At 43.4% G+C, this 25,327-nt stretch carries 19 protein-coding genes and 4 tRNA genes; 22 read left to right on the forward strand and 1 reads right to left on the reverse strand.

Annotation, left to right across the window (positions count from 1 at the left end; translation table 11 throughout):
• Window positions 1-682 precede the first annotated feature (682 nt).
• Complete coding sequence (locus GY065_RS01895; RefSeq protein ID WP_084551064.1) at window positions 683-982, reverse strand: DUF6694 family lipoprotein; 300 nt, start codon at window positions 980-982, stop codon at window positions 683-685.
• An 887-nt stretch (window positions 983-1,869) separates the two neighbouring features.
• Here GY065_RS01895 and dprA point away from each other — a divergent pair.
• From dprA to tuf (GY065_RS02005), 22 genes are all read left to right on the forward strand, one after another.
• A complete protein-coding gene (gene dprA, locus GY065_RS01900; RefSeq protein ID WP_174832895.1) occupies window positions 1,870-3,051 on the forward strand; it encodes a DNA-processing protein DprA in 1,182 nt (393 codons plus the stop codon).
• A gap of 11 nt (window positions 3,052-3,062) precedes the next feature.
• Complete coding sequence (locus GY065_RS01905) at window positions 3,063-3,521, forward strand: DUF494 family protein (RefSeq protein WP_025329887.1); 459 nt, start codon at window positions 3,063-3,065, stop codon at window positions 3,519-3,521.
• A gap of 141 nt (window positions 3,522-3,662) precedes the next feature.
• A complete protein-coding gene (gene topA, locus GY065_RS01910) occupies window positions 3,663-5,957 on the forward strand; it encodes a type I DNA topoisomerase (RefSeq protein ID WP_037476183.1) in 2,295 nt (764 codons plus the stop codon).
• 78 nt (window positions 5,958-6,035) lie between these two features.
• Entirely contained in the window at window positions 6,036-6,608 is a 573-nt protein-coding gene (gene rsmD / locus GY065_RS01915; RefSeq protein ID WP_174832896.1) for a 16S rRNA (guanine(966)-N(2))-methyltransferase RsmD, read from the forward strand.
• Window positions 6,609-6,699: 91 nt separating this feature from the next.
• Window positions 6,700-6,954: a YfhL family 4Fe-4S dicluster ferredoxin gene (locus tag GY065_RS01920; RefSeq protein ID WP_037392355.1), complete on the forward strand. Its 255-nt coding sequence runs from the start codon at window positions 6,700-6,702 to the stop codon at window positions 6,952-6,954.
• Between the two features lie 113 nt (window positions 6,955-7,067).
• Window positions 7,068-7,151: transfer RNA gene (locus GY065_RS01925), tRNA-Tyr, on the forward strand.
• A 38-nt stretch (window positions 7,152-7,189) separates the two neighbouring features.
• Window positions 7,190-7,263: transfer RNA gene (locus tag GY065_RS01930), tRNA-Gly, on the forward strand.
• A 22-nt stretch (window positions 7,264-7,285) separates the two neighbouring features.
• Window positions 7,286-7,360 (forward strand) — tRNA-Thr (locus GY065_RS01935).
• 42 nt (window positions 7,361-7,402) lie between these two features.
• Window positions 7,403-8,593: an elongation factor Tu gene (gene tuf / locus GY065_RS01940; RefSeq protein WP_025329891.1), complete on the forward strand. Its 1,191-nt coding sequence runs from the start codon at window positions 7,403-7,405 to the stop codon at window positions 8,591-8,593.
• 8 nt (window positions 8,594-8,601) lie between these two features.
• Window positions 8,602-8,677: transfer RNA gene (locus tag GY065_RS01945), tRNA-Trp, on the forward strand.
• 63 nt (window positions 8,678-8,740) lie between these two features.
• Window positions 8,741-9,193: a preprotein translocase subunit SecE gene (gene secE, locus GY065_RS01950; protein ID WP_174832897.1), complete on the forward strand. Its 453-nt coding sequence runs from the start codon at window positions 8,741-8,743 to the stop codon at window positions 9,191-9,193.
• 2 nt (window positions 9,194-9,195) lie between these two features.
• Window positions 9,196-9,729, forward strand: coding sequence for a transcription termination/antitermination protein NusG (nusG, locus tag GY065_RS01955; RefSeq protein ID WP_025329893.1), 534 nt, complete (start codon window positions 9,196-9,198; stop codon window positions 9,727-9,729).
• A gap of 126 nt (window positions 9,730-9,855) precedes the next feature.
• Window positions 9,856-10,287 carry a 50S ribosomal protein L11 gene (rplK, locus tag GY065_RS01960; protein WP_037476186.1) on the forward strand — a complete coding sequence of 144 codons (432 nt, stop codon included), beginning with the start codon at window positions 9,856-9,858 and terminating at the stop codon, window positions 10,285-10,287.
• A complete protein-coding gene (gene rplA, locus GY065_RS01965) occupies window positions 10,288-10,983 on the forward strand; it encodes a 50S ribosomal protein L1 (protein ID WP_037476187.1) in 696 nt (231 codons plus the stop codon).
• Window positions 10,984-11,261: 278 nt separating this feature from the next.
• A complete protein-coding gene (rplJ, locus tag GY065_RS01970) occupies window positions 11,262-11,762 on the forward strand; it encodes a 50S ribosomal protein L10 (RefSeq protein ID WP_025329896.1) in 501 nt (166 codons plus the stop codon).
• A 54-nt stretch (window positions 11,763-11,816) separates the two neighbouring features.
• Window positions 11,817-12,191: a 50S ribosomal protein L7/L12 gene (gene rplL, locus GY065_RS01975; protein ID WP_037476189.1), complete on the forward strand. Its 375-nt coding sequence runs from the start codon at window positions 11,817-11,819 to the stop codon at window positions 12,189-12,191.
• A 186-nt stretch (window positions 12,192-12,377) separates the two neighbouring features.
• Complete coding sequence (gene rpoB, locus GY065_RS01980; RefSeq protein ID WP_174832898.1) at window positions 12,378-16,559, forward strand: DNA-directed RNA polymerase subunit beta; 4,182 nt, start codon at window positions 12,378-12,380, stop codon at window positions 16,557-16,559.
• A gap of 60 nt (window positions 16,560-16,619) precedes the next feature.
• Entirely contained in the window at window positions 16,620-20,795 is a 4,176-nt protein-coding gene (gene rpoC / locus GY065_RS01985; RefSeq protein ID WP_025329899.1) for a DNA-directed RNA polymerase subunit beta', read from the forward strand.
• A 202-nt stretch (window positions 20,796-20,997) separates the two neighbouring features.
• Window positions 20,998-21,369 carry a 30S ribosomal protein S12 gene (rpsL, locus tag GY065_RS01990; protein ID WP_025329900.1) on the forward strand — a complete coding sequence of 124 codons (372 nt, stop codon included), beginning with the start codon at window positions 20,998-21,000 and terminating at the stop codon, window positions 21,367-21,369.
• Window positions 21,370-21,461: 92 nt separating this feature from the next.
• Complete coding sequence (gene rpsG, locus GY065_RS01995) at window positions 21,462-21,932, forward strand: 30S ribosomal protein S7 (protein WP_037476193.1); 471 nt, start codon at window positions 21,462-21,464, stop codon at window positions 21,930-21,932.
• 18 nt (window positions 21,933-21,950) lie between these two features.
• Entirely contained in the window at window positions 21,951-24,053 is a 2,103-nt protein-coding gene (gene fusA, locus GY065_RS02000; protein ID WP_037476195.1) for an elongation factor G, read from the forward strand.
• Between the two features lie 83 nt (window positions 24,054-24,136).
• A complete protein-coding gene (gene tuf, locus GY065_RS02005) occupies window positions 24,137-25,327 on the forward strand; it encodes an elongation factor Tu (protein WP_025329891.1) in 1,191 nt (396 codons plus the stop codon).

The following is a 25,327-nucleotide window of genomic DNA, read 5'->3' on the forward strand; positions in this document are numbered from 1 at the left end:
GTATATGGGTTAAATCCTTATTATAAAAAAGCAATCTGGTTGCTATTCACAAATCTGCCCAGATATTTATATAACTAAGGTACAAATACAGATATAAACTAATCCAGTTATGGATAGATATGAATAATTATAAACTATTGAATTATATAGTTTAAATTGGGAATATTTAAAAATTTTAGTTGATTTAACTTTATTTACAAGGCTAAAACAATAACTTGAATAAATAAAATATGCTTAGTTATGCAATAAATCAGTAATAAACATATCTGTAATTATAGTATTTTATAGTTAATATCAGTGTTTTATGATTTCAATTTTGTGCTATTTTTGTTTTCTTCTCTATTTTTTGAGTGCTTGGATATTATCAATAATATAGTAAGCAACTTTAAGCTATTTAGTTGATAAGTCTTTTTTACTTCTTTAAGTTTTAACTTAATCACTAGACACTACAATATACTATTCTATTACCGTAAGTATATAAAATTTGTTCAGGAAATTAAAAAATAACTGTAATCAACTAAATTATAAATAAACTAAATTATCATAATGAAAAGTAATTTAACTTAAAAATAATGCTAATTGAGTGTATGATAATATGTATTATAAATAAATTATGCAATGAGGTTGAATTTATTTATAAAAAAAACCCGCTGATGCGGGCTTTAGAGCTAATCAGTTAAAATTATTTATCATATTCACTGATAATTTGTTTAGCTGTTTTACCATTAAGTTTGCTTTTAAGTTCTTCAGCTATTTTAGCATCATTGCGATTATTGGCAGGATTAGTTGCCGCTTTAGCTGTTACATTAACAAGTGCACGAGCAAAAGCAGCTTTATCTGTATCACTTAATTTTTCAGTAGCTGCTTGTACAGAACTGGTATAAGTTTCTACTGTTGTAAAATCAATTTTAGGACCATCATCACCACCACAGCCAACTAATGCAAAACTTAATAATGATACGGCTAATAGTTTTTTAAACATTTTATTCCTTAAAAAAGTAAATATTTTAAAAGAATTGATATTTTTATACTAAAAGAGTTAATTTTCAAGCAATAAATGTAATTTAATTGAAAATAATTTATGACTGTGTCAGTTTGTATTTCAAGATTGTGAATTTAGTGCAACATATTTTTTTATAATAAATAAAAGCGTTATTAGAAATTATGTCTGATTTTACGCTTAAAATATGTTCTCTAATAATTTTTATTTAGAAAAACTTTAATGTCGGCAAATCAAGTGAAGAACTAAATAGTTATGATATAAACAATATAATGACTATTTAATCATTAATTTGTAGCTTATATCTGGATTTAGATAAAAATAAGCTTTCTGTTTTTAAGCAGCAATTAGGTGTTTTATTTGATAAATTTTACAAATGTAACTGAATTAGCAGGTATAATTGTTATTTGTGGTTTTTATATCTATCAGCTTAATTGAAAAATTAATGTATTTCTAATTTTACTCACAAATTCATGAATAATGCTGGTAGACACTCTAACAAGTAGATCAATATTATCAGCCAATATTTAAAAAAATTATTCAGCATAAGAATTCAATGTTTTTATAACTGCCTGGGAGTAATCAGACATTATATAAAAATAAGTTTTTCATTCTGATGTCTTTCAACTCAATCAGCTGCAATCTTGAGTTTCATAATATTTCGATATTGTATCTGTATATATAAAGATTAAAATGCACACATAGTTAATAATTTTTCATTATGATTCAAAATAATTCGATACATTATTAAATGATATTAGAATGATAAATAGAAAATAATTAAGTAAATTGATAATAAAAATTAATAGGAATTGTTTATTTATATTTCTTTTGTCATAATTAAATTTAGTAAATGCTAAAACTATAATATGGATACACAAGAACGCCTTGCCTGGATTGAATTGGCATTGACTCCGTTTGTTGGTGCTGAAACTTTTCTTCGTATAATTAAATATTTTGGTTCTGCACAAAATGCTCTGAGTGCATCTGTTGCTGAAGTAACTCCTTTTTTTCATCACCAGCAAGCCGGTAAATATTGGCACAGTAAAATAGCTAAACAGGCAACAGAAGCAGCTATAGAATGGGAACAGGCGCATTCTGATGCACGTTTATTATTGCTGGCAGATAATGATTTTCCGGCAATGTTAACTAATGGATTGACGCCGCCACCATTATTGTTTGTTCGTGGTGATAGCAAGTGTTTGCATCAACCTGCTTTATCAATTGTTGGTAGTCGGCATGCTACACCACAAGCCATGCGCATTACTCGTGATTTTGCTGCTGCGCTGGCTCAGAAAGGTGTGATGGTTATTTCAGGTATGGCTGGTGGCGCAGATACAGCAGCACATCAGGGTGCTTTGCAGGCGATGGGTGCAACAGTAGCAGTTTGGGGTACAGGTATTGACAGAGTATATCCGGCACGCAACAAAAATTTAGCGGCACAAATTGCTACTCATGGCTGTATTATTTCTGAATTTCCTTTAGGTACTCGTCCTTCTCCGGGAAATTTTCCACGACGTAACCGTTTGATTGCTGCACTTAGTCAGGGTACGCTGGTAGTTGAAGCCGCAACTGAATCAGGTTCTCTGATTACTGCAAGACTGGCCGGAGAAATGGGACGGGAAGTTATGGCGATACCGGGTTCTATTGATAACCCTTTAAGTAAAGGCTGTCACACATTAATCAAACAGGGCGCCAAATTAGTAGAAAATCTGGAAGATATTTTGCAGGAGTGCCCGCACCTCTTGCAAAAAAAAGATTTGCAATCATATAGCCATCGTCCTCATCTGCAAACTGATGATATGAGTAAATCGTCTATAAGTGCTGATGGTTCAGAAGATTTATCATCAGCTCAGTCGCCGAATTGTATACTTAATCCGATGGAGCAGCAGGTGTTGGACGGACTGGGTTACGGCATAATGCATCCGGATATGTTGGTTACAACACTTGGCATGGATGCAACAGATGTGTATGCTCACCTCGTGACATTGGAGCTTGGTGGCTGGATTACTACCCTGCCAGGCGGTTGTTATCAACGCATTAAATCTTGAGAGGAAAGCAAATGATTGATGTAATAGCGTTTTTGATTGAGCACTTTCAAGACGTTGATGCATTCCCACCACGTAAAGACTTAGGCGTATTGTTGGAAGAAGTCGGTTTTAATGATGAAGAAATTGGCGACGCTTTATCCTGTCTGGATGATTTGCGTTTTGAACCATTAATTCCAGCAGAAAAATTACGCAATAGCACAGGATCGCGCATCTATAATAATGAAGAGCTCGATGCACTTCCGCTTGAAGTGCGTGGACTGGTACATTTTCTGGAGCAGAATGGTGCTCTTAATCCGGAGCAGCGTGAATTTGTACTCAATGCCCTGATGAATTTACCTTACGAAGATATTACGGTGGATCATGCTAAAGTATTAGCTTTACTGGTGTTATGGGCACACCGCTCAGAATTACCGGTGCTTATAGGTGATGAATTAATGGCTGCGCTAAACGGTGAAGCTGTTATGCAGTAAATTACTGAAGCGATACAGTTGCATGAAAGCTTTCAGTCAGCGTGTCTGGAAGCTTTTTGCGTTGTTTAAATGTATTTATTAGAATAATCCAGACTAACAACATATCACAAATACTTAAATTACGAATGTGAGCCTGAACTAATGGCAAAAAAACTGTTGATTGTTGAATCTCCATCTAAAGCGAAAACGCTGAAGAAATATTTGGGTAGCGATTTTGAAATTCTCGCCTCCTACGGTCACGTGCGTGATCTGGTTCCCAAAAGCGGTGCAGTGGATCCGGAAAATGACTTTGCTATGAAGTACCAGTTAGTAAGTCGTAATGCCAAACATCTCGATGCAATTGTGGCTGCAGCAAAAGAGGCTGATGCATTGTATCTGGCTACCGACCCGGATAGGGAAGGTGAGGCCATCTCATGGCATTTGCAGGAAATACTGAAATCCAAACGCGGCCTGAAAAATCTGCAGCCAAAGCGAGTAGTGTTTCATGAAGTGACCAAAAAAGCTGTACTGGATGCAGTAGCCCATCCGCGTGAACTGTCACAAACGCTGGTAGATGCGCAGCAGACGAGACGGGCACTGGATTATCTGGTAGGTTTTAATCTGTCACCTTTATTGTGGAAAAAAATTCGTCGTGGTTTATCTGCTGGCAGAGTACAAAGCCCAGCATTACGCATGATTTGTGAACGAGAAGAGGAAATCCGCGAGTTTACTGCACAGGAATACTGGACTGTACACCTTGACAGCCATAAAGCACGTACTAAATTTACCGCTAAATTAACCCATTGGCAGGGGCAGAAGCTGGAACAATTTGACATTCCTGATGAAGAACGTCAGCAAGGTATCGTTTCAGCTTTGGCCGGTCAACCAGCACATGTATCTAACGTAGAAAAGAAAAAGCGCAGCCGTAATCCTGCAGCTCCATTTACCACCTCGACTATGCAGCAGGAAGCAGTACGTAAACTGAGTATGACAACTGATCGTACCATGCGTACCGCACAGCAGTTATATGAAGGTGTGGATGTCGGACAAGGAGCTGTGGGTCTGATTACGTATATGCGTACCGATTCGGTTAGTCTCTCAGATGAAGCTGTAACAGAAATACGTCATTATATTGACAACAAAATCGGTAATGAATTTTTACCTTCATCTCCCAAAATATACAAAACCAAATCTAAAAATGCACAGGAAGCGCATGAGGCTATTCGTCCTACCTCAGTGTATCGTACGCCAGAAGCAGTAAAACCATTTCTGACTGCCGACCAGTTTCGCTTGTATCAGATGATATGGCAGCGGGCAGTGGCCTGTCAGATGGCGCCTGCACGCTTTGATACTACCAGTGTTGATATTGTTGTGGGTAAAGGTATCTTCAGAGTAACCGGTCAGGTACAAACTTTTGCCGGTTTCCTCAGTGTCTATGAAGAGGGTGTGGACGACAGCGAAGAAGATGAGAATGCCAAAAAATTGCCGGAACTTCATGAGGGGGACAGTTTGCCGGTTGACAGGATTTTTGGCGAGCAGCATTTTACCCAGCCACCACCGCGTTATTCTGAAGCCAGTCTGGTTAAAGCACTAGAAGAGTATGGTATTGGTCGTCCATCAACCTATGCCAGTATTATTTCCACACTAAAAGAGCGGGAATACGTTACTCTGGAACAGAAGCGTTTTATGCCCACTGATACCGGTGAAGTGGTTAATAAATTTCTGACCGAACATTTCGGTCAGTATGTGGATTATAACTTTACTGCCAGACTGGAAAATCAGCTGGATGATATTGCCGGCGGTAAGCGGGAATGGAAACCCGTAATGCAGCAGTTCTGGAAAGGCTTTGATAAAGAAATCAAAGCTAAGGAAGATATACCCCGCGCAGAATTAACTGCCGAAAATCTAGATGAAATCTGTCCTAAATGCGGTACCCATCAATTACAAATTAAATTTGGTAAGCGCGGGCGTTTTATTGCATGCAGCGGTTATCCGGAATGCGACTACACCCGCAATGTTAATGAAACAGCCGAGGAAGCAGCAAAGGCAGCAGAAGAACCGACGGTTGTAGAAGGGCGGGTTTGCCCGAAGTGTGAAGGACAACTGGTATATAAACGCGGACGCTACGGTAAATTTATTGGTTGTGCCAATTATCCTAAATGTAAATATATTGAACCGCTTGAAAAGCCAAAAGACACGGGTATTGAGTGCCCTAAATGTCATAAAGGCAGTCTGATTGAGCGTAAAAGCCGTTATGGTAAATTATTTTACAGTTGTAATACTTATCCGGACTGTGATTATGCTGTCTGGAATCCGCCGGTTAAAGAAAGTTGTCCGCAGTGTGGTTGGCCAATAATGACCATCAAAACAACTAAGCGGCGCGGAACTGAAAAAGTGTGTCCGCAAAAAGAGTGCGGTTATACGGAGCAGATTGAGCCACCTGCACCAAAAGAATAAATCAGGCTGCTTTAAGAAATTAAATGTATCAAGACTTTCAGAATGCCTGAAAGTCTTTTTTTATCGGAGTGAGTATACGTGGCAAAAGTACAGCATCAGCATCGCAATCAGGTACGCATTATTGGCGGTACTCATCGCGGACGTAAATTAACATTTCCGGCAGCCGAAGGACTGCGTCCGACTGCAGATAGTGTGCGTGAACGATTGTTTAACTGGCTGGGACAGGATTTAACCGGAATGGCTGTTCTGGACCTTTTTGCCGGTAGCGGGATAATGGGGCTGGAGGCTGCCTCACGAGGTGCTGCTAAAGTTACTATGATAGAAAAAAATCGTCAGGTTGCTGCAGCAATAAAAAGTAATGTGCAGCAATTGAATTTTGGGCAGATAGAGCTTATTTGTACAGAAGCACACAGTTTTCTCATAAATAATCACCAGCAATTTAACATAGTATTTCTCGATCCGCCGTATGTCTGGCAGCAATGGCATGAACTGCTGGATGCTCTTTCATTACATTTGCTTCCGAATGCGCGCGTATACATGGAAAGTAACACATTACCTGTACTTCCAGCTGGCTGGGAGGTGCTTAAACAAGGAAAGTCAGGTATAAGTCGTTTTGAATTATTGACTTATCATAAAATTGATGCTGAATAGAGAGAAAGAGCGAATTGCAGGAGAGAAAACAAAATAGTGCTATAATCCGCGCCCAACGGTTTAGAGTTAAATTTAACGATAAAGGAAAAACATGTCACTCTTGATAACAGATGAGTGCATTAACTGCGATGTATGTGAGCCTGAGTGCCCAAACAACGCTATTTATCAGGGTGATGAGATTTATGAAATCACCCCAGAGCGCTGTACACAGTGTGTCGGCCATTATGATGAGCCGCAATGCCAGCAAGTTTGCCCGGTAGACTGTATCATTATTGATGAAGAACATCCGGAAAGCGAAGAAGAGCTGGAAGCAAAATATCAGCAGCTAATGGCGGAAAAAGAGTAAATTTTTCCAGACATGAAATGTATTTGAAACAGTTGATTACTATTTTAAGCAAAAAAAAATGCTGAATAGACTTGACGAAGTGGAAAATGAACATTATCATGCCGTTCTCTTTTGGAGGGATTCCCGAGCGGCCAAAGGGGGCAGACTGTAAATCTGTTGCGAAAGCTTCGAAGGTTCGAATCCTTCTCCCTCCACCAAAATTCCAGTCTTGCTTGTAATTTTTTTAAGTGAGTATGCGGGTGTAGCTCAATGGTAGAGCAGAAGCCTTCCAAGCTTACGGTGAGGGTTCGATTCCCTTCACCCGCTCCAGATAAGTAAATACCTACCGTACGCCCATGTAGCTCAGGGGTAGAGCACTCCCTTGGTAAGGGAGAGGCCGACAGTTCAATTCTGTCCATGGGCACCATTAGAATTGATAAACCTAATCATCTTTAGATAGGAAGTAGCCATGGCTAAAGAAAAATTCGAGCGGAGCAAACCGCACGTAAACGTTGGCACCATTGGTCACGTTGACCATGGTAAAACCACTTTGACTGCTGCAATGTGTACCATTCTGTCCCAGAAATTTGGTGGTGCAGCCAAAGCTTATGATCAGATTGACAATGCCCCGGAAGAAAAAGCCCGTGGTATTACCATTAATACATCACACGTAGAATACGAAACCGCAGAACGTCACTATGCACACGTTGACTGCCCGGGACACGCTGACTACGTGAAAAACATGATTACCGGTGCTGCCCAGATGGACGGCGCGATTCTGGTGGTTTCTGCAGCTGACGGTCCAATGCCACAAACCCGTGAGCACATCCTGTTAGCTCGTCAGGTAGGTGTACCTTACATTATCGTTTACATGAACAAATGTGACATGGTAGACGACGAAGAGTTGCTGGAACTGGTAGAAATGGAAATTCGTGACCTGTTGTCAAGCTACGAATTCCCGGGTGATGATGTTCCTTTGATTAAAGGTTCAGCTCTGAAAGCACTGGAAGGTGACCAGTCAGATATCGGTGAAGCTTCAATTATGGCTTTGGCAGATGCACTGGACAGCTACATTCCTACACCGGAACGTGCAGTAGACAAACCATTCCTGTTGCCGATTGAAGACGTGTTCTCAATTTCAGGTCGTGGTACCGTGGTTACCGGTCGTGTAGAACGCGGTGTAATCAATGTAGGTGACGAAATTGAAATCGTTGGTTTGAAAGACACCCAGAAAACCACATGTACTGGCGTTGAAATGTTCCGCAAATTGCTGGATCAAGGTCAGGCAGGTGATAACGTAGGTGTATTGCTGCGTGGTACCAAACGTGAAGAAGTAGAACGTGGTCAGGTACTGGCAAAACCGGGCAGCATCACTCCGCACACCAAATTCAAAGCAGAAGTATACGTACTGAGCAAAGAAGAAGGTGGTCGTCATACACCGTTCTTTGCGAACTACCGTCCGCAGTTCTATTTCCGTACAACAGACGTAACTGGCGCAGTAAGTCTGGCAGAAGGTGTGGAAATGGTAATGCCGGGAGAGAATGTAACGATAGACGTAGAACTGATTCATCCGATTGCGATGGAAGAAGGCTTACGCTTTGCGATTCGTGAAGGTGGCCGAACAGTTGGTGCCGGTGTGGTTGCTAAAGTTATCGCTTAAAGTTTTGTAGGCCAGTAGCTCAATTGGTAGAGTATCGGTCTCCAAAACCGAGGGTTGGGGGTTCGAGACCCTCCTGGCCTGCCAAAAAATCAGACTAATCGGCCAATGGTCGGTTAGTCTTTTTTGTATTAATTAAAAGGTGGTTATATGGACAACAAAACATCGAAAGATGTAGGAGCCAAAACCAAAGCACAATTAAAAGCTGAAGCTAAACAACAGCAGGAGTTGGAAGTCAAACGTAATAAATGGTTTGATTTATTAAAATATTTTCTCTCTGCTATATTGGTTGCCGCTGGTATTCAGGCATTCTATGCTCTTGATGCGCAATTGCCACTTTATATTCGTTATTTGTTTCCATTAGTAGGTGTGGTAGCAGCCATTGTAATTGTATTTTTTTGGAGTACGGGTGGACGCAAACTTACTGCCTATGTGCGTGACTGTGTATCGGAAGCCAGAAAAGTAGTTTGGCCGGAGCGTAATGAGGCATTGCGCATGACCCTGTTTGTGCTGATATTTGTTGCTGTCTTGTCGTTATTTATTTGGGGTGTTGACAGCCTGATTTCATGGTTGTTATTTGACATCTTTATGAAGAGGAGCTGATCATGGCAAAACAGTGGTATGTTGTACACGCTTATTCCGGTTTTGAAAAAAATGTACAAAAGACCTTAAAAGAACGCATTGAGCGTGAAGGAATGGGTGAATACTTTGGTCAGATACTGGTACCGGTTGAAGAAGTTGTGGACATAAAAAACGGGCGTCGCAGTATTACTGAACGTAAATTTTTTCCTGGTTATGTTCTGGTAGAAATGGATATGACCGATGCTTCATGGCACTTAGTTAAAAATACACCACGTGTGACGGGCTTTATTGGCGGAACTGCTAATAAACCATTGCCTATTTCAGCTCGTGAAGTGGATGCTATCTTGCATCAGGTGCAAAGTGGGGTAGAAAAACCGAAACCAAAAGTTCTCTTTGATGTTGGTCAGCAAGTGCGAGTAAACGAAGGTCCGTTTAAAGACTTTAATGGTGTTGTAGAGGAAGTCAATTACGAACGCAATAAACTGCGCGTTGCTGTGCAGATATTTGGACGTGAAACACCGGTTGAGCTGGAATTTTCTCAGGTAGAGAAAATTTAACTGCAATAATACAACTTAAACTAACCTGTGCTTGTAAGGAAAAGGATTTTTCTTTATAATCACGGGTCTTGCTTTTGGGGAGCGGCATTTGCTGCGTCATACCCGTTTATTTGGAGTTTAAATCAAATGGCAAAAAAAATTATAGGTTATATCAAACTGCAGGTTCCTGCAGGTAAAGCCAATCCGGCTCCTCCGATAGGTCCGGCGCTGGGTCAGCGTGGTCTGAATCTTATGGAATTCTGCAAAGCTTTTAATGCGGCTACGCAGAATGTTGAACCGGGTCTGCCGATTCCGGTAGTGATTACTGCGTTTGCAGATAAATCATTTACCTTCGTAATGCAAACGCCGCCGGCTTCTTTTTTGCTGAAAAGAGCAGCTGGTCTGCAAAAAGGTAGTTCAAATCCATTAACCCAGAAAGTGGGTAAAGTGACTCGTGCTCAATTGGAAGAAATCGCCAAGACTAAAGAGCCTGATTTAACTGCTGCTGATCTGGATGCAGCGGTACGCACCATTGCCGGTAGTGCCCGTTCAATGGGTTTAGATGTGGAGGGTGTGTAAATGGCTAAGCTTTCAAAACGTATGCAGGCTATTCGTGCTGCTGTAGAAGCCAATAAATTATATGCTATTGATGATGCTCTGAATCTGGTTAAAGCTAATGCTACGGCCAAATTTGATGAATCTATTGATGTATCTTTCAATTTGGGCATTGATGCACGTAAATCTGATCAGCTTGTTCGTGGTTCTGTAGTGCTGCCTAAAGGTACTGGTAAAACTGTACGTGTAGCTGTGTTCACTCAGGGTGCTAATGCTGAAGCTGCCAAAGCAGCCGGTGCAGATGTGGTTGGTTTCGATGATCTGGCTGCTGAAGTCAAAGCAGGTAACCTGAACTTTGATGTGGTAATTGCATCTCCTGATGCTATGCGTGTAGTAGGTCAGCTAGGTACTATTCTGGGTCCGCGTGGTTTAATGCCAAACCCGAAAGTGGGTACTGTTACGCCAAATGTTGCTGAAGCTGTTAAAAATGCGAAGGCAGGTCAGGTACAGTATCGTACAGATAGAGCTGGTATCGTACATGCAACTATTGGTCGTGCTTCTTTTGATGCCGCTGATCTGCGTGAAAACTTTAACGCATTACTGGATGCCATTGTTAAAGCTAAACCTGCTGCAACAAAAGGTCAGTATCTGCGCAGAATCGCCGTATCCAGCACGATGGGTGCAGGTTTGTGTGTTGACAGCGCTTCTGTAAATAATTAAGAAGTATCCTTGAATTCTGCAGTTTGGTCTTATATCAGACTGCCATTAAAATTCATATAAATGTTTTACATTTATATGTTGGGCTACTTAGAAATAAGTAGATGTCCAAGACCGTAGGGAATTTGTGGTTGTAAAACAAATTTTAAAAAAATAACCCTACGCAGACGGTAGTCCCGGATAATCTTGTGTAAGCCTTGCTTACGGATGTCTTTTTGGGTTGCCGCGCTGGGTGGAGTGGTATTCATATCGCTCTGATTAAAAACAGTGGGAGGTAGACCTTGAGTCTCAATATTGAAACCAAGCAAGCAGCCGTAGCCGAAATCGTAGCAGCCATTGCTAACGCTCAAACTATGGTTATTGCCGAGTATCGGGGTATCAGTGTTGCCAGTATGACCGAACTGCGTGCCAATGCTCGTAAAGCAGGTGTATACCTGCATGTGTTGAAAAACACATTAGCCCGTCGCGCTGTTGAAGGTACATCATTTGCCGCTCTGGCTGATCAGATGGTTGGTCCGTTGGTTTATGCGGTATCTGAAGACCCGGTTGCTGCTGCAAAAGTACTGCACCAGTTCTCGAAAAAAGATGAAAAAATTGTACTGAAAGCAGGTTCATATAATGGTGATCTGCTGGATGTTGCTCAGGTGGCAGAACTTGCTTCTATTCCGAGCCGCGACGAATTGCTCGCGAAATTGCTGGGTATTATGCAAGCTCCTGTTTCCGGTTTTGCCCGTGCACTTGCTGCTTTGGCTGAGAAAAAAGCCGGCGAAGAAGCTGCCTAAATTTCATCTGATTTATATTTAAATTTTTATTCTCAATAATTGGAGTTTAATAGCATGGCTATTACTAAAGAAGACATTCTGGAAGCAGTTGGTAACCTGACCGTTATGGAATTAAACGATCTGGTTAAAGCTTTTGAAGAAAAATTTGGTGTATCTGCAGCTGCTTTGGCTGTTGCTGGTGGTGGTGCTAGCGGTGGTGCTGCGGCTGCCGAAGAAAAAACTGAATTCGATGTAGTATTGACTTCTGCCGGTGCTCAGAAAGTTGGCGTGATTAAAGTTGTTCGTGCTATCACTGGTTTGGGTCTGAAAGAAGCTAAAGATCTGGTTGACGGTGCACCTAAAACTCTTAAAGAAGGTGTTTTTCAGGCTGAAGCTGACGAAATTAAAAAACAACTGGAAGAAGCAGGCGCTTCTGTCGAAATCAAGTAATTTCAGTTGCGTTTTACAGGCTGGTAGCTTAGGCTACCAGCCTGCTTTCGCTTGTCTAGCTTAAGTGATATTTTATAAATATTTACATAAAAGCCTATAATTTACTTAATTTTACTTTTTGGTTTTAACAGTTATCTGAGTATTTATAAAACCTTACTTGCCAAACCTCCCTACTGGAGACTGTTCATGTCCTACTCTTTTACTGAAAAAAAACGTATCCGTAAAAGCTTTGCCAAACGTGCCAATGTATTAGAAGTGCCGTTTTTATTGGCTACGCAGTTGGATTCTTATACACAGTTTTTACAGATGGAAACATCCTATGACCAGCGTGCAGATATTGGTCTTCAGGCTGCTTTTCAGTCTATTTTTCCGATTATCAGTCATAACGGTTATGCCCGTCTCGAGTTCACTCATTATGTATTAGGTGAACCAGTATTTGACATTCCGGAATGTCAGCTGCGTGGTATTACTTATGCAGCTCCGTTGCGGGCACGTATCCGACTGGTAATTTTGGACAAAGAGTCATCCAAACCTAATGTTGTTAAAGAAGTTCGTGAAAATGAAGTTTATATGGGTGAAATTCCGTTGATGACACCTAGTGGTTCATTCATTATTAACGGTACTGAACGCGTCATTGTTTCACAGTTACACCGTTCTCCGGGTGTATTCTTTGAGCATGACAGAGGTAAATCACATTCATCTGGTAAATTATTATTTTCAGCACGGATTATTCCTTACCGCGGATCCTGGCTTGACTTTGAATTTGACCCGAAAGATTTGCTGTATTTCCGTATCGACCGTCGTCGTAAGATGCCAGTAACTATTTTACTGAAAGCACTTGGGTTTACACCGGAACAGATTCTGGACATGTTCTATGACCGTGAAAGTTACCACCTGTCTAAAGATGGTGTGCATACTGATCTAATTCCGGCACGTCTGAGAGGTGAAACTGCCAAGTTTGATCTGGTAGATAAAGACGGCAAAGTACTGGTACAAAAAGGCAAACGAATTAATGCCAAGAATATCCGTGACATTATTGCTGCAGATATTAAATGGCTGGAAGTTGAACCGGAAAGTCTGATTGGCAAGGTACTGGCTGCTGATGTAGTTGTTCCGGATACCGGTGAAATACTGGCTAAATCCAATGATGAAATCACGGAAGAGTTGCTGGCACAGTTTGATATACAGGGAATCAAAGAAATTTCAACTCTTTATATCAACGATCTGGATCAGGGCGGATATGTTTCCAATACTTTGCGTACTGATGAAATTGAAGGTCAGCAGGCTGCACGTATTGCTATTTATCGCATGATGCGCCCGGGTGAGCCGCCAACCGAAGATGCTGTTGAGGCATTGTTTAATCGCTTGTTCTTTAGTGAGGACAGCTATGACTTGTCACGGGTTGGCCGGATGAAATTCAACACCCGTACTTATCAGCAAAAATTGCTGGAAGCGCAGCAGGAGTCCTGGTATGGCCGTCTGATGACACAAACTTTTGCCAATGCTGATAAAGAAGGCAATCATGTACTGACTATTCCGGATATTGTATCCGTGATTGCTACACTGGTTGAATTGCGCAACGGACATGGTGAAGTAGATGATATTGACCATTTGGGTAACCGTCGCGTACGGTCTGTGGGTGAGCTGGCTGAGAACCAGTTCCGTAGTGGTCTGTCACGTGTAGAACGCGCCGTTAAAGAACGCCTGAATCAGGCCGAATCAGAAAATCTGATGCCGCATGATCTGATTAATGCTAAACCGGTTTCTGCTGCAATCAAAGAGTTTTTCGGTTCCAGTCAGTTGTCTCAGTTTATGGATCAGACTAATCCGTTGTCTGAAATCACCCATAAACGCCGTGTATCTGCATTGGGACCTGGCGGTCTGACCCGTGAGCGTGCCGGCTTTGAAGTGCGTGACGTACATCCGACTCATTACGGTCGTGTATGTCCGATTGAAACACCTGAAGGTCCGAATATCGGTTTGATTAATTCGCTGGCAGTTTATGCCCGTACCAATAAATACGGTTTTCTGGAAACACCTTATCGCCGAGTTGTCGACGGTAAAGTAACCAATGACATTGATTATTTGTCTGCTATTGAAGAAGGTCGTTTTGTTATTGCCCAGGCGAATGCCGATCTGGATAAAGACGGCCGGATTATCGGTGATTTGGTAACTTGCCGTGAAAAAGGTGAAACCATAATGGCAACACCGGATCGCGTACAGTATATGGACGTGGCTACCGGTCAGGTGGTTTCAGTAGCGGCTTCACTGATTCCGTTCCTTGAGCATGACGACGCCAACCGTGCTTTGATGGGTGCCAACATGCAACGTCAGGCAGTACCTTGCCTGCGTGCTGAAAAACCATTGGTTGGTACCGGTATTGAACGCTCTGTGGCTATTGACAGTGCTACAGCTATTGCGGCCAGTCGCGGCGGTGTTGTGGAATATGTGGATGCAAACCGTGTCGTAGTACGTGTTAATGATGACGAGGCTACTGCTGGTGAAGTGGGTGTGGATATTTACAATCTGGTGAAATTCACCCGTTCTAACCAGTCAACCAATATTAATCAGCGTCCTGCCGTACAGAAGGGTGATGTTATCCAGCGCGGTGATGTTATTGCGGATGGTGCTTCTACTGATTTAGGTGAGCTGGCATTGGGTCAGAATATGACTATCGCCTTCATGCCATGGAATGGTTATAACTATGAAGACTCAATTCTGATTTCAGAACGTGTCGTTGCCGGTGATCGTTATACTTCAATTCATATTGAAGAATTGAATGTGGTATCCCGTGATACCAAGCTGGGCGCCGAGGAAATTACCCGTGATATTCCGAATTTGTCTGAGCGTATGCAAAATCGTCTGGATGAATCCGGTATCGTTTACATTGGTGCTGAAGTAGAGGCCGGTGATGTACTGGTAGGCAAGGTGACACCTAAAGGTGAAACTCAACTTACACCAGAAGAAAAACTGTTGCGTGCTATTTTTGGTGAAAAAGCCAGTGATGTAAAAGATACTTCACTGCGTATGCCTACTGGCATGAGTGGTACTGTTATTGATGTTCAGGTATTTACCCGTGAAGGTATTGAACGCGATAAACGTGCTAAAGCGATTATCGATGCAGAACTGAAACGCTATCGTCAGAATTTGACTGATCAGTTGCGCATTTTCAATGATGATGCTTTTGATCGTACTGAGCGCCTGATACTGGGACAAAAAGTTAATGGCGGACCATTGAAGCTGGCTAAAGGCGCAGAAGTTACTAAAGAATATTTGGCTTCATTGCCAAGCCGTCATGACTGGTTTGATATTCGTCTGAGTGATGAAAGTATTGCTAAGCAGGTGGAACTGATTAAGGAAAGTTTGCAGGCCAAGCATGAAGAATCAGATGCTCTGTATGAAATCAAGAAGAAAAAACTGACACAAGGCGATGAATTACAGCCGGGTGTACAGAAAATGGTTAAGGTGTTTATTGCCATTAAACGTCGCCTGAAAGCCGGTGACAAAATGGCCGGCCGCCATGGTAATAAAGGTGTGGTATCCCGCATTCTGCCGGTTGAAGACATGCCTTACATGGCCGACGGACGCGCTGTAGATATCGTACTGAATCCGCTCGGTGTACCAAGTCGTATGAATATTGGTCAGATTCTGGAAGTACATCTGGGCTGGGCTGCCAAAGGTATTGGTGAGCGTATTGACCGTATGCTGACAGAAAAACGTGCTGCTGATGATATTCGTGCTTTCCTTGAAAAAGTGTACAACAGCAGTGGTAAGAAAGAAGATTTATCGCAGTTTAATGACGATGAAATCATCAATCTGGCTCAGCATTTGCGTAAAGGTATGACTGTAGCTACACCAGTATTTGATGGTGCGGAAGAATCCGAAATCAAAAATATGCTGGCACTGGCTTATCCAGAGGATGATCCAGAAATTCAGAAACTGGGCTTTAATGATACCCGTACGCAGATGACACTGTATGATGGTCATACTGGAGAAGCCTTTGACCGTAAGGTGACTGTGGGTGTAATGCATTATCTGAAACTGCATCATCTGGTTGATGAAAAAATGCATGCTCGTTCTACTGGTCCGTACAGTCTGGTCACTCAGCAGCCGTTGGGTGGTAAAGCTCAATTCGGTGGCCAGCGTTTTGGTGAGATGGAAGTTTGGGCACTGGAAGCTTATGGTGCTGCTTATACTCTGCAGGAAATGTTGACTGTGAAATCAGATGACGTCACCGGTCGTACCAAAATGTATGAAAACATTGTTAAAGGCGAGTACAAGATTGATGCCGGCATGCCGGAATCATTCAATGTGTTACTGAAAGAGATTCGCTCTTTAGGCCTGGATATGGATTTGGAACGTTACTAACCGACACCGGTCGTATACAGTGTGTGAGGCATACTGTATACGGCATCGTCAGGAGCAAATATGAAAGCTTTATCAGACTTATTTAATCCGCTGCAAAATGCCAGTGCCGAAGAAGAATTTGACGCAATTAAAATCGGCATTGCTTCGCCGGATACCATTCGTTCTTGGTCGTACGGTGAAGTGAAAAAACCGGAAACGATTAATTACCGTACTTTTAAACCGGAACGTGACGGCTTGTTTTGTGCCAAGATTTTTGGCCCGATTAAAGATTATGAATGTTTGTGTGGTAAATACAAACGTCTGAAATTTCGCGGGGTAACCTGTGAAAAATGTGGTGTGGAAGTAACCTTGTCCAAAGTACGCCGCGAGCGCATGGGACATATCGAACTGGCTGCACCGGTTGCGCATATCTGGTTTTTGAAATCTTTGCCATCCCGTCTGGGTATGGTATTAGATATGACTTTGCGTGACATTGAACGTATTCTGTATTTTGAAGCTTATGTGGTAACTGATCCGGGACTGACTTCATTGCAGCCGCGTCAGCTGCTCAGTGAAGAAGAATACATTACCAAATATGAAGAGTCCGGCGGCGATTTTGAAGCCAAGATGGGTGCTGAAGGCATTCGCGATTTACTGCGAGCCATGGATATTGCCCATGAGGTTACTGTATTGCGTCAGGAACTGGATTCAACCAGTTCAGATACAAAAATTAAGAAAATTGCTAAACGACTGAAAGTTCTGGAAGCATTCCAGCGTTCCGGTATGAAGCTGGAATGGATGATTATGGATGTGCTGCCAGTACTGCCACCGGATTTGCGTCCGCTGGTACCGCTGGATGGCGGCCGTTTTGCTACTTCTGATTTGAATGACCTGTATCGTCGCGTCATTAATCGTAACAACCGTTTGAAACGCCTGCTTGAACTGCGTGCACCGGATATCATTGTACGCAATGAAAAACGTATGTTACAGGAAGCGGTAGATTCATTACTGGATAATGGCCGTCGTGGTAAAGCCATGACTGGTGCTAATAAGCGTCCGCTGAAATCCCTGGCAGATATGATTAAAGGTAAGGGCGGTCGTTTCCGTCAGAATCTGCTGGGTAAACGTGTCGATTACTCCGGTCGTTCTGTGATTACCGTTGGTCCGTACCTGCGTCTGCATCAGTGCGGTTTGCCGAAGAAAATGGCTTTGGAACTGTTCAAACCATTTATTTTCCATAAACTTGAACAGCTAGATCCGACCGTAACTACCATCAAAAAAGCCAAAAAAATGGTGGAACAGGAAGAGCCGATTGTATGGGATATTCTTGAAGATGTTATTCGTGAACATCCGATTCTGCTCAACCGTGCACCAACCTTGCACCGTTTAGGTATTCAGGCATTTGAGCCGATTCTGATTGAAGGTAAGGCAATTCAGCTGCATCCGCTGGTATGTACTGCATTTAACGCCGACTTTGACGGTGACCAGATGGCTGTACACGTACCACTGAGTCTGGAAGCACAGATGGAAGCGCGTACCCTGATGCTGGCTTCGAATAATGTATTGTCACCAGCTAATGGTGAACCAATTATCGTACCGTCACAGGATATCGTATTGGGTCTGTATTATATGACCCGCGACAAAATTAATGGTAAGGGTGAAGGCAGCCTGTTTGCTGATGTAAAAGAAGTACATCGTGCCTACCAGACTCGTCAGGTAGAGCTGGGTACTAAAATTACTGTACGTTTGCGTGAATGGGTGAAAAATGGTCAGGACGAATTTGTACCGGTAGTTAACCGTTATGAAACTACTGTCGGCCGTGCTCTGCTGTCAGAGATTCTGCCAAAAGGTTTGTCTTTCGATCATATTAATAAAACGCTGAAGAAAAAAGAAATTTCTAAGCTGATTAATGCTTCATTCCGTCGCTGCGGATTGCGTGATACTGTCATTTTTGCTGACCACCTGATGTATACCGGTTATGCATTCTCAACTCGTGCCGGTATTTCAATCTGCGTTGACGATATGCTGGTGCCTGAAAGTAAACCACAATTGCTGGCAGAAGCTAATGCAGAAGTTAAAGAAATTGAAGATCAGTACCGTCAGGGTCTGGTAACCAATGGCGAACGTTACAATAAAGTAGTCGATATCTGGGGTCGTACCGGTGACAAGATTGCCAAAGCGATGATGGATAATCTGTCTACTCAGAAAGTAGTTGACCGCGAAGGTAATCTGGTTGATCAGGAGTCATTTAACTCAATTTACATGATGGCTGACTCCGGTGCCCGCGGTTCTGCCGCTCAGATTAAGCAGTTGTCAGGTATGCGTGGTTTGATGGCGAAACCGGATGGTTCCATTATTGAAACACCGATTACTTCTAACTTCCGCGAAGGTCTGACAGTATTACAGTACTTTATTTCTACTCACGGTGCCCGTAAAGGTCTGGCTGATACGGCATTGAAAACCGCTAACTCCGGTTATCTGACCCGTCGTCTTGTTGATGTGACACAAGACTTGGTGGTAGTAGAAGATGATTGTGGTACCAATGACGGCTTTGTGATGAAAGCAGTGGTACAGGGCGGTGATATCATTGAATCATTACGTGATCGCGTACTGGGACGTGTTACTGCTGAAGATGTAGTTGATCCGACCAGTGGTGAAACTTTAGTTGAAGCAGGTACGCTGCTGAATGAAAGCCTGGTTGATCTGATTGATAACTCAGGTGTCGATGAAGTTAAAGTACGTACTCCGATTACCTGTAAAACACGTCATGGATTGTGTGCCAAATGTTATGGCCGAGATCTGGCGCGCGGTAAATTGGTCAATGCCGGTGAATCTGTTGGTGTGATTGCCGCTCAGTCTATTGGTGAGCCGGGTACTCAGTTAACTATGCGTACCTTCCACATTGGTGGTGCTGCTTCACGAGCTGCAGCTGCTAGTCAGGTAGAAGCTAAATCTGGTGGTACGGTTCGTTTCTCCAGCCAGATGCGTTATGTAGCCAATAACAAAGGTGAACTGGTCGTTATTGGTCGTTCATCCGAAATTGTGATTCATGACGATATTGGTCGTGAGCGTGAACGCCATAAAGTACCTTACGGTGCATTATTGCAGGTAAAAGATGGTGGTGTGGTGAAAGCCGGTCAGACACTGGCTACATGGGATCCGCATACCCGTCCGATGATTACCGAGTTTGCCGGTCGGGTGCGCTTTGAAAATATCGAAGAAGGCGTTACTGTAGCCAAACAGACCGATGATGTTACCGGTTTGTCTACACTGGTAGTTATTGATGGTAAACGTCGTTCCTCTACTCAGTCTAAACTGTTGCGTCCGACAGTAAAACTGCTGGATGACAAAGGCGAAGAAATTCGCATGGCAGGAAGTGAAACCGCTGTTTCCATGGCCTTCCCGGTTGGTGCGGTGATTACTGTACGAGAAGGACAGGAAGTGGGTAAAGGTGATGTACTGGCCCGTATTCCTCAGGCTTCATCCAAAACCCGCGATATTACCGGTGGTCTGCCGCGTGTAGCTGAATTGTTCGAAGCACGTACTCCGAAAGATGTGGGTATGCTGGCTGAAGTAACTGGTACTGTTTCTTTCGGTAAGGAAACCAAGGGTAAACAGCGTCTGATTATTACTGATGCAGACGGTGCTGCTTATGAAACTCTGATTTCCAAAGAAAAACAGGTGCTGGTACATGATGGTCAGGTGGTGAATCGCGGTGAAGTGATTGTAGATGGTGCAGTCGATCCGCATGATATTCTGCGCTTGCAGGGTATTGAGGCGCTGGCTCGTTATATCGTGCAGGAAGTACAGGAAGTGTATCGTCTGCAAGGTGTGAAGATTTCCGATAAACATATCGAAGTGATCATTCGCCAGATGCTGCGCCGGGTAAATATTGCCGATGCCGGTGACAGTCACTTCATTACTGGTGAGCAAGTTGAACGCGGTGATGTAATGATTGCCAATGAGAAATTGCTGGCGGAAGGTAAAGAACCGGTACGCTTTGACAATGTATTGCTAGGTATTACAAAAGCATCATTGTCTACCGATTCGTTTATTTCTGCTGCATCCTTCCAGGAAACTACCCGTGTGCTGACTGAAGCGGCTATTATGGGTAAACGTGACGATTTGCGCGGCCTGAAAGAAAACGTAATTGTTGGTCGTCTGATTCCGGCCGGTACCGGACTGACTTACCATCGCAGTCGCCGCCAGAAATGGCAGGAGCAATTGGCTGCTGAGGCTGCAGAGAAAAGCGAATAAGCTTTAATATCTGTTGTAAATAAAACCGCTGAAAGCCATTCAGCGGTTTTATTTTGCACATGGTTTTATATAGTTGTTTTTTCAACAGATATAAAGCGTTTAAAGTTTGATTATCTTGACCGTAATAAAGCAGGAATGCTAGAATACCCGTTTTGCCGGCATGGTGCCGGCATATATTGACTCAACAGGATAAAGAGAAAATATGCCTACTATCAACCAATTGGTACGTAAAGGACGTCAGGCTCCGGTTTACGTCAACAAAGTACCTGCTTTAGAGGCTTGTCCTCAAAAACGTGGCGTATGTACCCGTGTATACACCACTACTCCGAAAAAACCTAACTCAGCGCTGCGTAAAGTATGCAAAGTGCGTCTGACCAACGGTTATGAAGTGATTTCATATATCGGCGGTGAAGGCCATAACCTGCAGGAACACAGCGTAGTACTGATTCGCGGCGGTCGTGTAAAAGACTTGCCGGGTGTGCGTTACCATACTGTACGCGGTTCTCTGGACACCGCAGGTGTTAAAGACCGTAAGCAGTCTCGTTCTAAATACGGTGCTAAACGTCCTAAATAATTGGACGCATCGGCAGATTATCTGTCGAGTAAGTGAATATTTACATAAATATTCGCGGGCTATGCCCAGCTGAATAGTTTAAGGAAATTGAAATGCCAAGACGTAGAGAAGTCCCAAAACGTGACATATTGCCAGATCCGAAATTCGGCAGTATCGAATTATCCAAATTCATGAATGTGCTGATGATTGACGGTAAAAAATCTGTAGCAGAACGCATTGTATACGGTGCTCTGGAACAGATTGAAAAGAAAACCGGTAAAGAAGCCATCGAAGTGTTTAACGAAGCCATTGCCAATGCCAAACCGGTATTAGAAGTAAAAAGCCGTCGTGTTGGTGGTGCTAACTATCAAGTTCCTGTTGAGGTTCGTCCTGCTCGCCGTCTGGCTCTGGCCATGCGCTGGGTACGCGACGCGGCTCGTAAACGCGGTGAAAAATCCATGGATTTGCGTCTGGCTGGTGAATTAATTGATGCGGCCGAAGGTCGCGGCGGTGCATTGAAAAAACGTGAGGAAGTACATCGCATGGCTGAAGCCAACAAAGCCTTCTCTCACTTCCGCTTCTAATGCAGAAAGGCAATTATCGTGGCTCGTAAAACCCCTATTGAGCAATACCGCAATATCGGTATTTCTGCACATATTGATGCTGGTAAAACCACCACTTCAGAACGTATTCTGTTTTACACCGGCATGACTCACAAACTGGGTGAAGTACATGACGGTGCAGCCACCACCGACTGGATGGAGCAGGAACAGGAACGTGGTATTACCATTACCTCTGCTGCTGTTACCACCTTCTGGAAAGGTATGGCAGGTCAGTTTAAAGAACACCGTTTAAATATTATTGATACCCCGGGACACGTAGACTTTACCGTTGAAGTAGAGCGTTCTATGCGTGTATTGGACGGTGCGGTAATGGTTTACTGTGCCGTGGGTGGTGTACAGCCTCAGTCTGAAACTGTATGGCGTCAGGCCAATAAATACAAAGTGCCTCGCCTGGCTTTTGTAAATAAAATGGACCGTCAGGGTGCCAACTTCTTCCGTGTGGTTGAACAGATGCAGACCCGTTTGCGTGCCAATCCGGTACCGGTTGTGATTCCGGTAGGAGCTGAAGACGGTTTCGAAGGCGTGGTGGATTTGCTGAAAATGCAGGCTATTGTATGGGATGATGCAACTCAGGGTTTGAAATTTGAGTATGCTGATATTCCTGCCGACCTGAAAGACGTTGCCGAAGAATGGCGCGAAAAAATGGTTGAAGCTGCAGCAGAAACCAACGAAGAACTGATGGAAAAATACCTTGGCGGTGAAGAGCTGAGCGAGGAAGAAATCGTTGCTGCCCTGCGTGCACGTACACTGGCCGGTGAAATTCAGCCGGTGCTGTGCGGTTCAGCATTCAAGAACAAAGGTGTACAGCGTCTGCTGGATGCTGTAGTTGAGTATCTGCCCAGCCCGACAGATATTCCGCCAGTAGCCGGTGAAAAAACGGATGGTGAAAAAGACAGCCGTAAAGCCAGCGACGATGAGAAATTCTCTGCGTTGGCATTTAAACTGATGAACGATAAATACGTTGGTCAGCTGACTTTTATCCGCGTGTATTCTGGCGTGGTGAAATCTGGCGATACTGTAGTGAACTCTGTTAAAGGCACTAAAGAACGTATTGGTCGTCTGGTACAGATGAAAGCCAATGATCGTGATGAAATCGAAGAAGTACGTGCCGGTGACATTGCAGCTGTAATTGGTCTGAAAGATGTAACTACAGGTGAAACGCTATGTGATACTGACGCTCCGATTATTCTGGAACGTATGGAATTCCCGGAACCGGTTATCCACGTAGCAGTTGAACCAAAAACTAAAGCTGACCAGGAAAAAATGGGTCTGGCTCTGAACCGTCTGGCTAAAGAAGACCCGTCTTTCCGTGTGAAAACAGATGAAGAATCTGGTCAGACTATTATTTCCGGTATGGGTGAATTGCATCTGGAAATTATTGTAGACCGTATGAAACGTGAATTTGGTGTAGAAGCCAATGTGGGTGCACCACAAGTAGCTTATCGTGAAACCATCCGTAAATCAGTGGAATCCGAAGCCAAATACGTTAAACAGTCTGGTGGTAAAGGTCAGTATGGTCATGTAGTGATCACTATGGAACCTCTGGAACCGGGTGGTGTAAACTACGAATTCATCGACGAAATTAAAGGTGGTGTGATTCCACGTGAATTTATTCCGTCTGTGGATAAAGGTATTCGTGATACCATGACTAATGGTATTCTGGCCGGTTATCCGGTTGTGGATATCCGTGTGCGCCTGACTTTCGGTTCATACCATGATGTGGACTCTTCGCAAATCGCGTTTGAATTAGCCGGTTCTATGGCATTCAAAGACGGTATGCGCAAAGCTTCTCCGGCATTGCTGGAACCTATCATGGCGGTTGAAGTAGAAACACCGGAAGACTACATGGGTGATGTAATGGGCGACTTGAATCGTCGTCGTGGCATCGTGCTGGGTATGGATGATGATGGTATTGGCGGCAAGAAAGTTCGTGCCGAAGTACCATTGGCAGAAATGTTCGGTTATTCAACCGACCTGCGCTCTGCTACTCAGGGGCGTGCTACTTACTCCATGGAGTTCAAGAAATACGCTGAAGCACCAAATAATGTAGCCGAGCAGGTAATTGCTGCACGTAAAGGCTAACTTATTTACCGATAACCTGAAAGTACCTGTACTTTCAGGTTATCATCGTTCTTTAATGATCTTTATTCAAGGAAACTTAGCTCATGGCTAAAGAAAAATTCGAGCGGAGCAAACCGCACGTAAACGTTGGCACCATTGGTCACGTTGACCATGGTAAAACCACTTTGACTGCTGCAATGTGTACCATTCTGTCCCAGAAATTTGGTGGTGCAGCCAAAGCTTATGATCAGATTGACAATGCCCCGGAAGAAAAAGCCCGTGGTATTACCATTAATACATCACACGTAGAATACGAAACCGCAGAACGTCACTATGCACACGTTGACTGCCCGGGACACGCTGACTACGTGAAAAACATGATTACCGGTGCTGCCCAGATGGACGGCGCGATTCTGGTGGTTTCTGCAGCTGACGGTCCAATGCCACAAACCCGTGAGCACATCCTGTTAGCTCGTCAGGTAGGTGTACCTTACATTATCGTTTACATGAACAAATGTGACATGGTAGACGACGAAGAGTTGCTGGAACTGGTAGAAATGGAAATTCGTGACCTGTTGTCAAGCTACGAATTCCCGGGTGATGATGTTCCTTTGATTAAAGGTTCAGCTCTGAAAGCACTGGAAGGTGACCAGTCAGATATCGGTGAAGCTTCAATTATGGCTTTGGCAGATGCACTGGACAGCTACATTCCTACACCGGAACGTGCAGTAGACAAACCATTCCTGTTGCCGATTGAAGACGTGTTCTCAATTTCAGGTCGTGGTACCGTGGTTACCGGTCGTGTAGAACGCGGTGTAATCAATGTAGGTGACGAAATTGAAATCGTTGGTTTGAAAGACACCCAGAAAACCACATGTACTGGCGTTGAAATGTTCCGCAAATTGCTGGATCAAGGTCAGGCAGGTGATAACGTAGGTGTATTGCTGCGTGGTACCAAACGTGAAGAAGTAGAACGTGGTCAGGTACTGGCAAAACCGGGCAGCATCACTCCGCACACCAAATTCAAAGCAGAAGTATACGTACTGAGCAAAGAAGAAGGTGGTCGTCATACACCGTTCTTTGCGAACTACCGTCCGCAGTTCTATTTCCGTACAACAGACGTAACTGGCGCAGTAAGTCTGGCAGAAGGTGTGGAAATGGTAATGCCGGGAGAGAATGTAACGATAGACGTAGAACTGATTCATCCGATTGCGATGGAAGAAGGCTTACGCTTTGCGATTCGTGAAGGTGGCCGAACAGTTGGTGCCGGTGTGGTTGCTAAAGTTATCGCTTAA

The sequence above is a fragment of the Snodgrassella sp. ESL0323 genome (assembly GCF_013346865.1).
GTDB classification, from domain to species: Bacteria; Pseudomonadota; Gammaproteobacteria; order Burkholderiales; family Neisseriaceae; genus Snodgrassella; species Snodgrassella alvi.

Coding starts and splice junctions, on each gene's coding strand:
- dprA (WP_174832895.1), top strand. CDS start 1,870: ATGGATACACAAGAACGCCTTGCCTGGATTGAATTGGCATTGACTCCG.
- tuf (WP_025329891.1), top strand. CDS start 24,137: ATGGCTAAAGAAAAATTCGAGCGGAGCAAACCGCACGTAAACGTTGGC.
- rplL (WP_037476189.1), top strand. CDS start 11,817: ATGGCTATTACTAAAGAAGACATTCTGGAAGCAGTTGGTAACCTGACC.
- rpoC (WP_025329899.1), top strand. CDS start 16,620: ATGAAAGCTTTATCAGACTTATTTAATCCGCTGCAAAATGCCAGTGCC.
- rpoB (WP_174832898.1), top strand. CDS start 12,378: ATGTCCTACTCTTTTACTGAAAAAAAACGTATCCGTAAAAGCTTTGCC.
- tuf (WP_025329891.1), top strand. CDS start 7,403: ATGGCTAAAGAAAAATTCGAGCGGAGCAAACCGCACGTAAACGTTGGC.
- nusG (WP_025329893.1), top strand. CDS start 9,196: ATGGCAAAACAGTGGTATGTTGTACACGCTTATTCCGGTTTTGAAAAA.
- GY065_RS01895 (WP_084551064.1), bottom strand. CDS start 982: ATGTTTAAAAAACTATTAGCCGTATCATTATTAAGTTTTGCATTAGTT.
- GY065_RS01920 (WP_037392355.1), top strand. CDS start 6,700: ATGTCACTCTTGATAACAGATGAGTGCATTAACTGCGATGTATGTGAG.
- rpsG (WP_037476193.1), top strand. CDS start 21,462: ATGCCAAGACGTAGAGAAGTCCCAAAACGTGACATATTGCCAGATCCG.
- GY065_RS01905 (WP_025329887.1), top strand. CDS start 3,063: ATGATTGATGTAATAGCGTTTTTGATTGAGCACTTTCAAGACGTTGAT.
- secE (WP_174832897.1), top strand. CDS start 8,741: ATGGACAACAAAACATCGAAAGATGTAGGAGCCAAAACCAAAGCACAA.
- rplA (WP_037476187.1), top strand. CDS start 10,288: ATGGCTAAGCTTTCAAAACGTATGCAGGCTATTCGTGCTGCTGTAGAA.
- rpsL (WP_025329900.1), top strand. CDS start 20,998: ATGCCTACTATCAACCAATTGGTACGTAAAGGACGTCAGGCTCCGGTT.
- topA (WP_037476183.1), top strand. CDS start 3,663: ATGGCAAAAAAACTGTTGATTGTTGAATCTCCATCTAAAGCGAAAACG.
- rplK (WP_037476186.1), top strand. CDS start 9,856: ATGGCAAAAAAAATTATAGGTTATATCAAACTGCAGGTTCCTGCAGGT.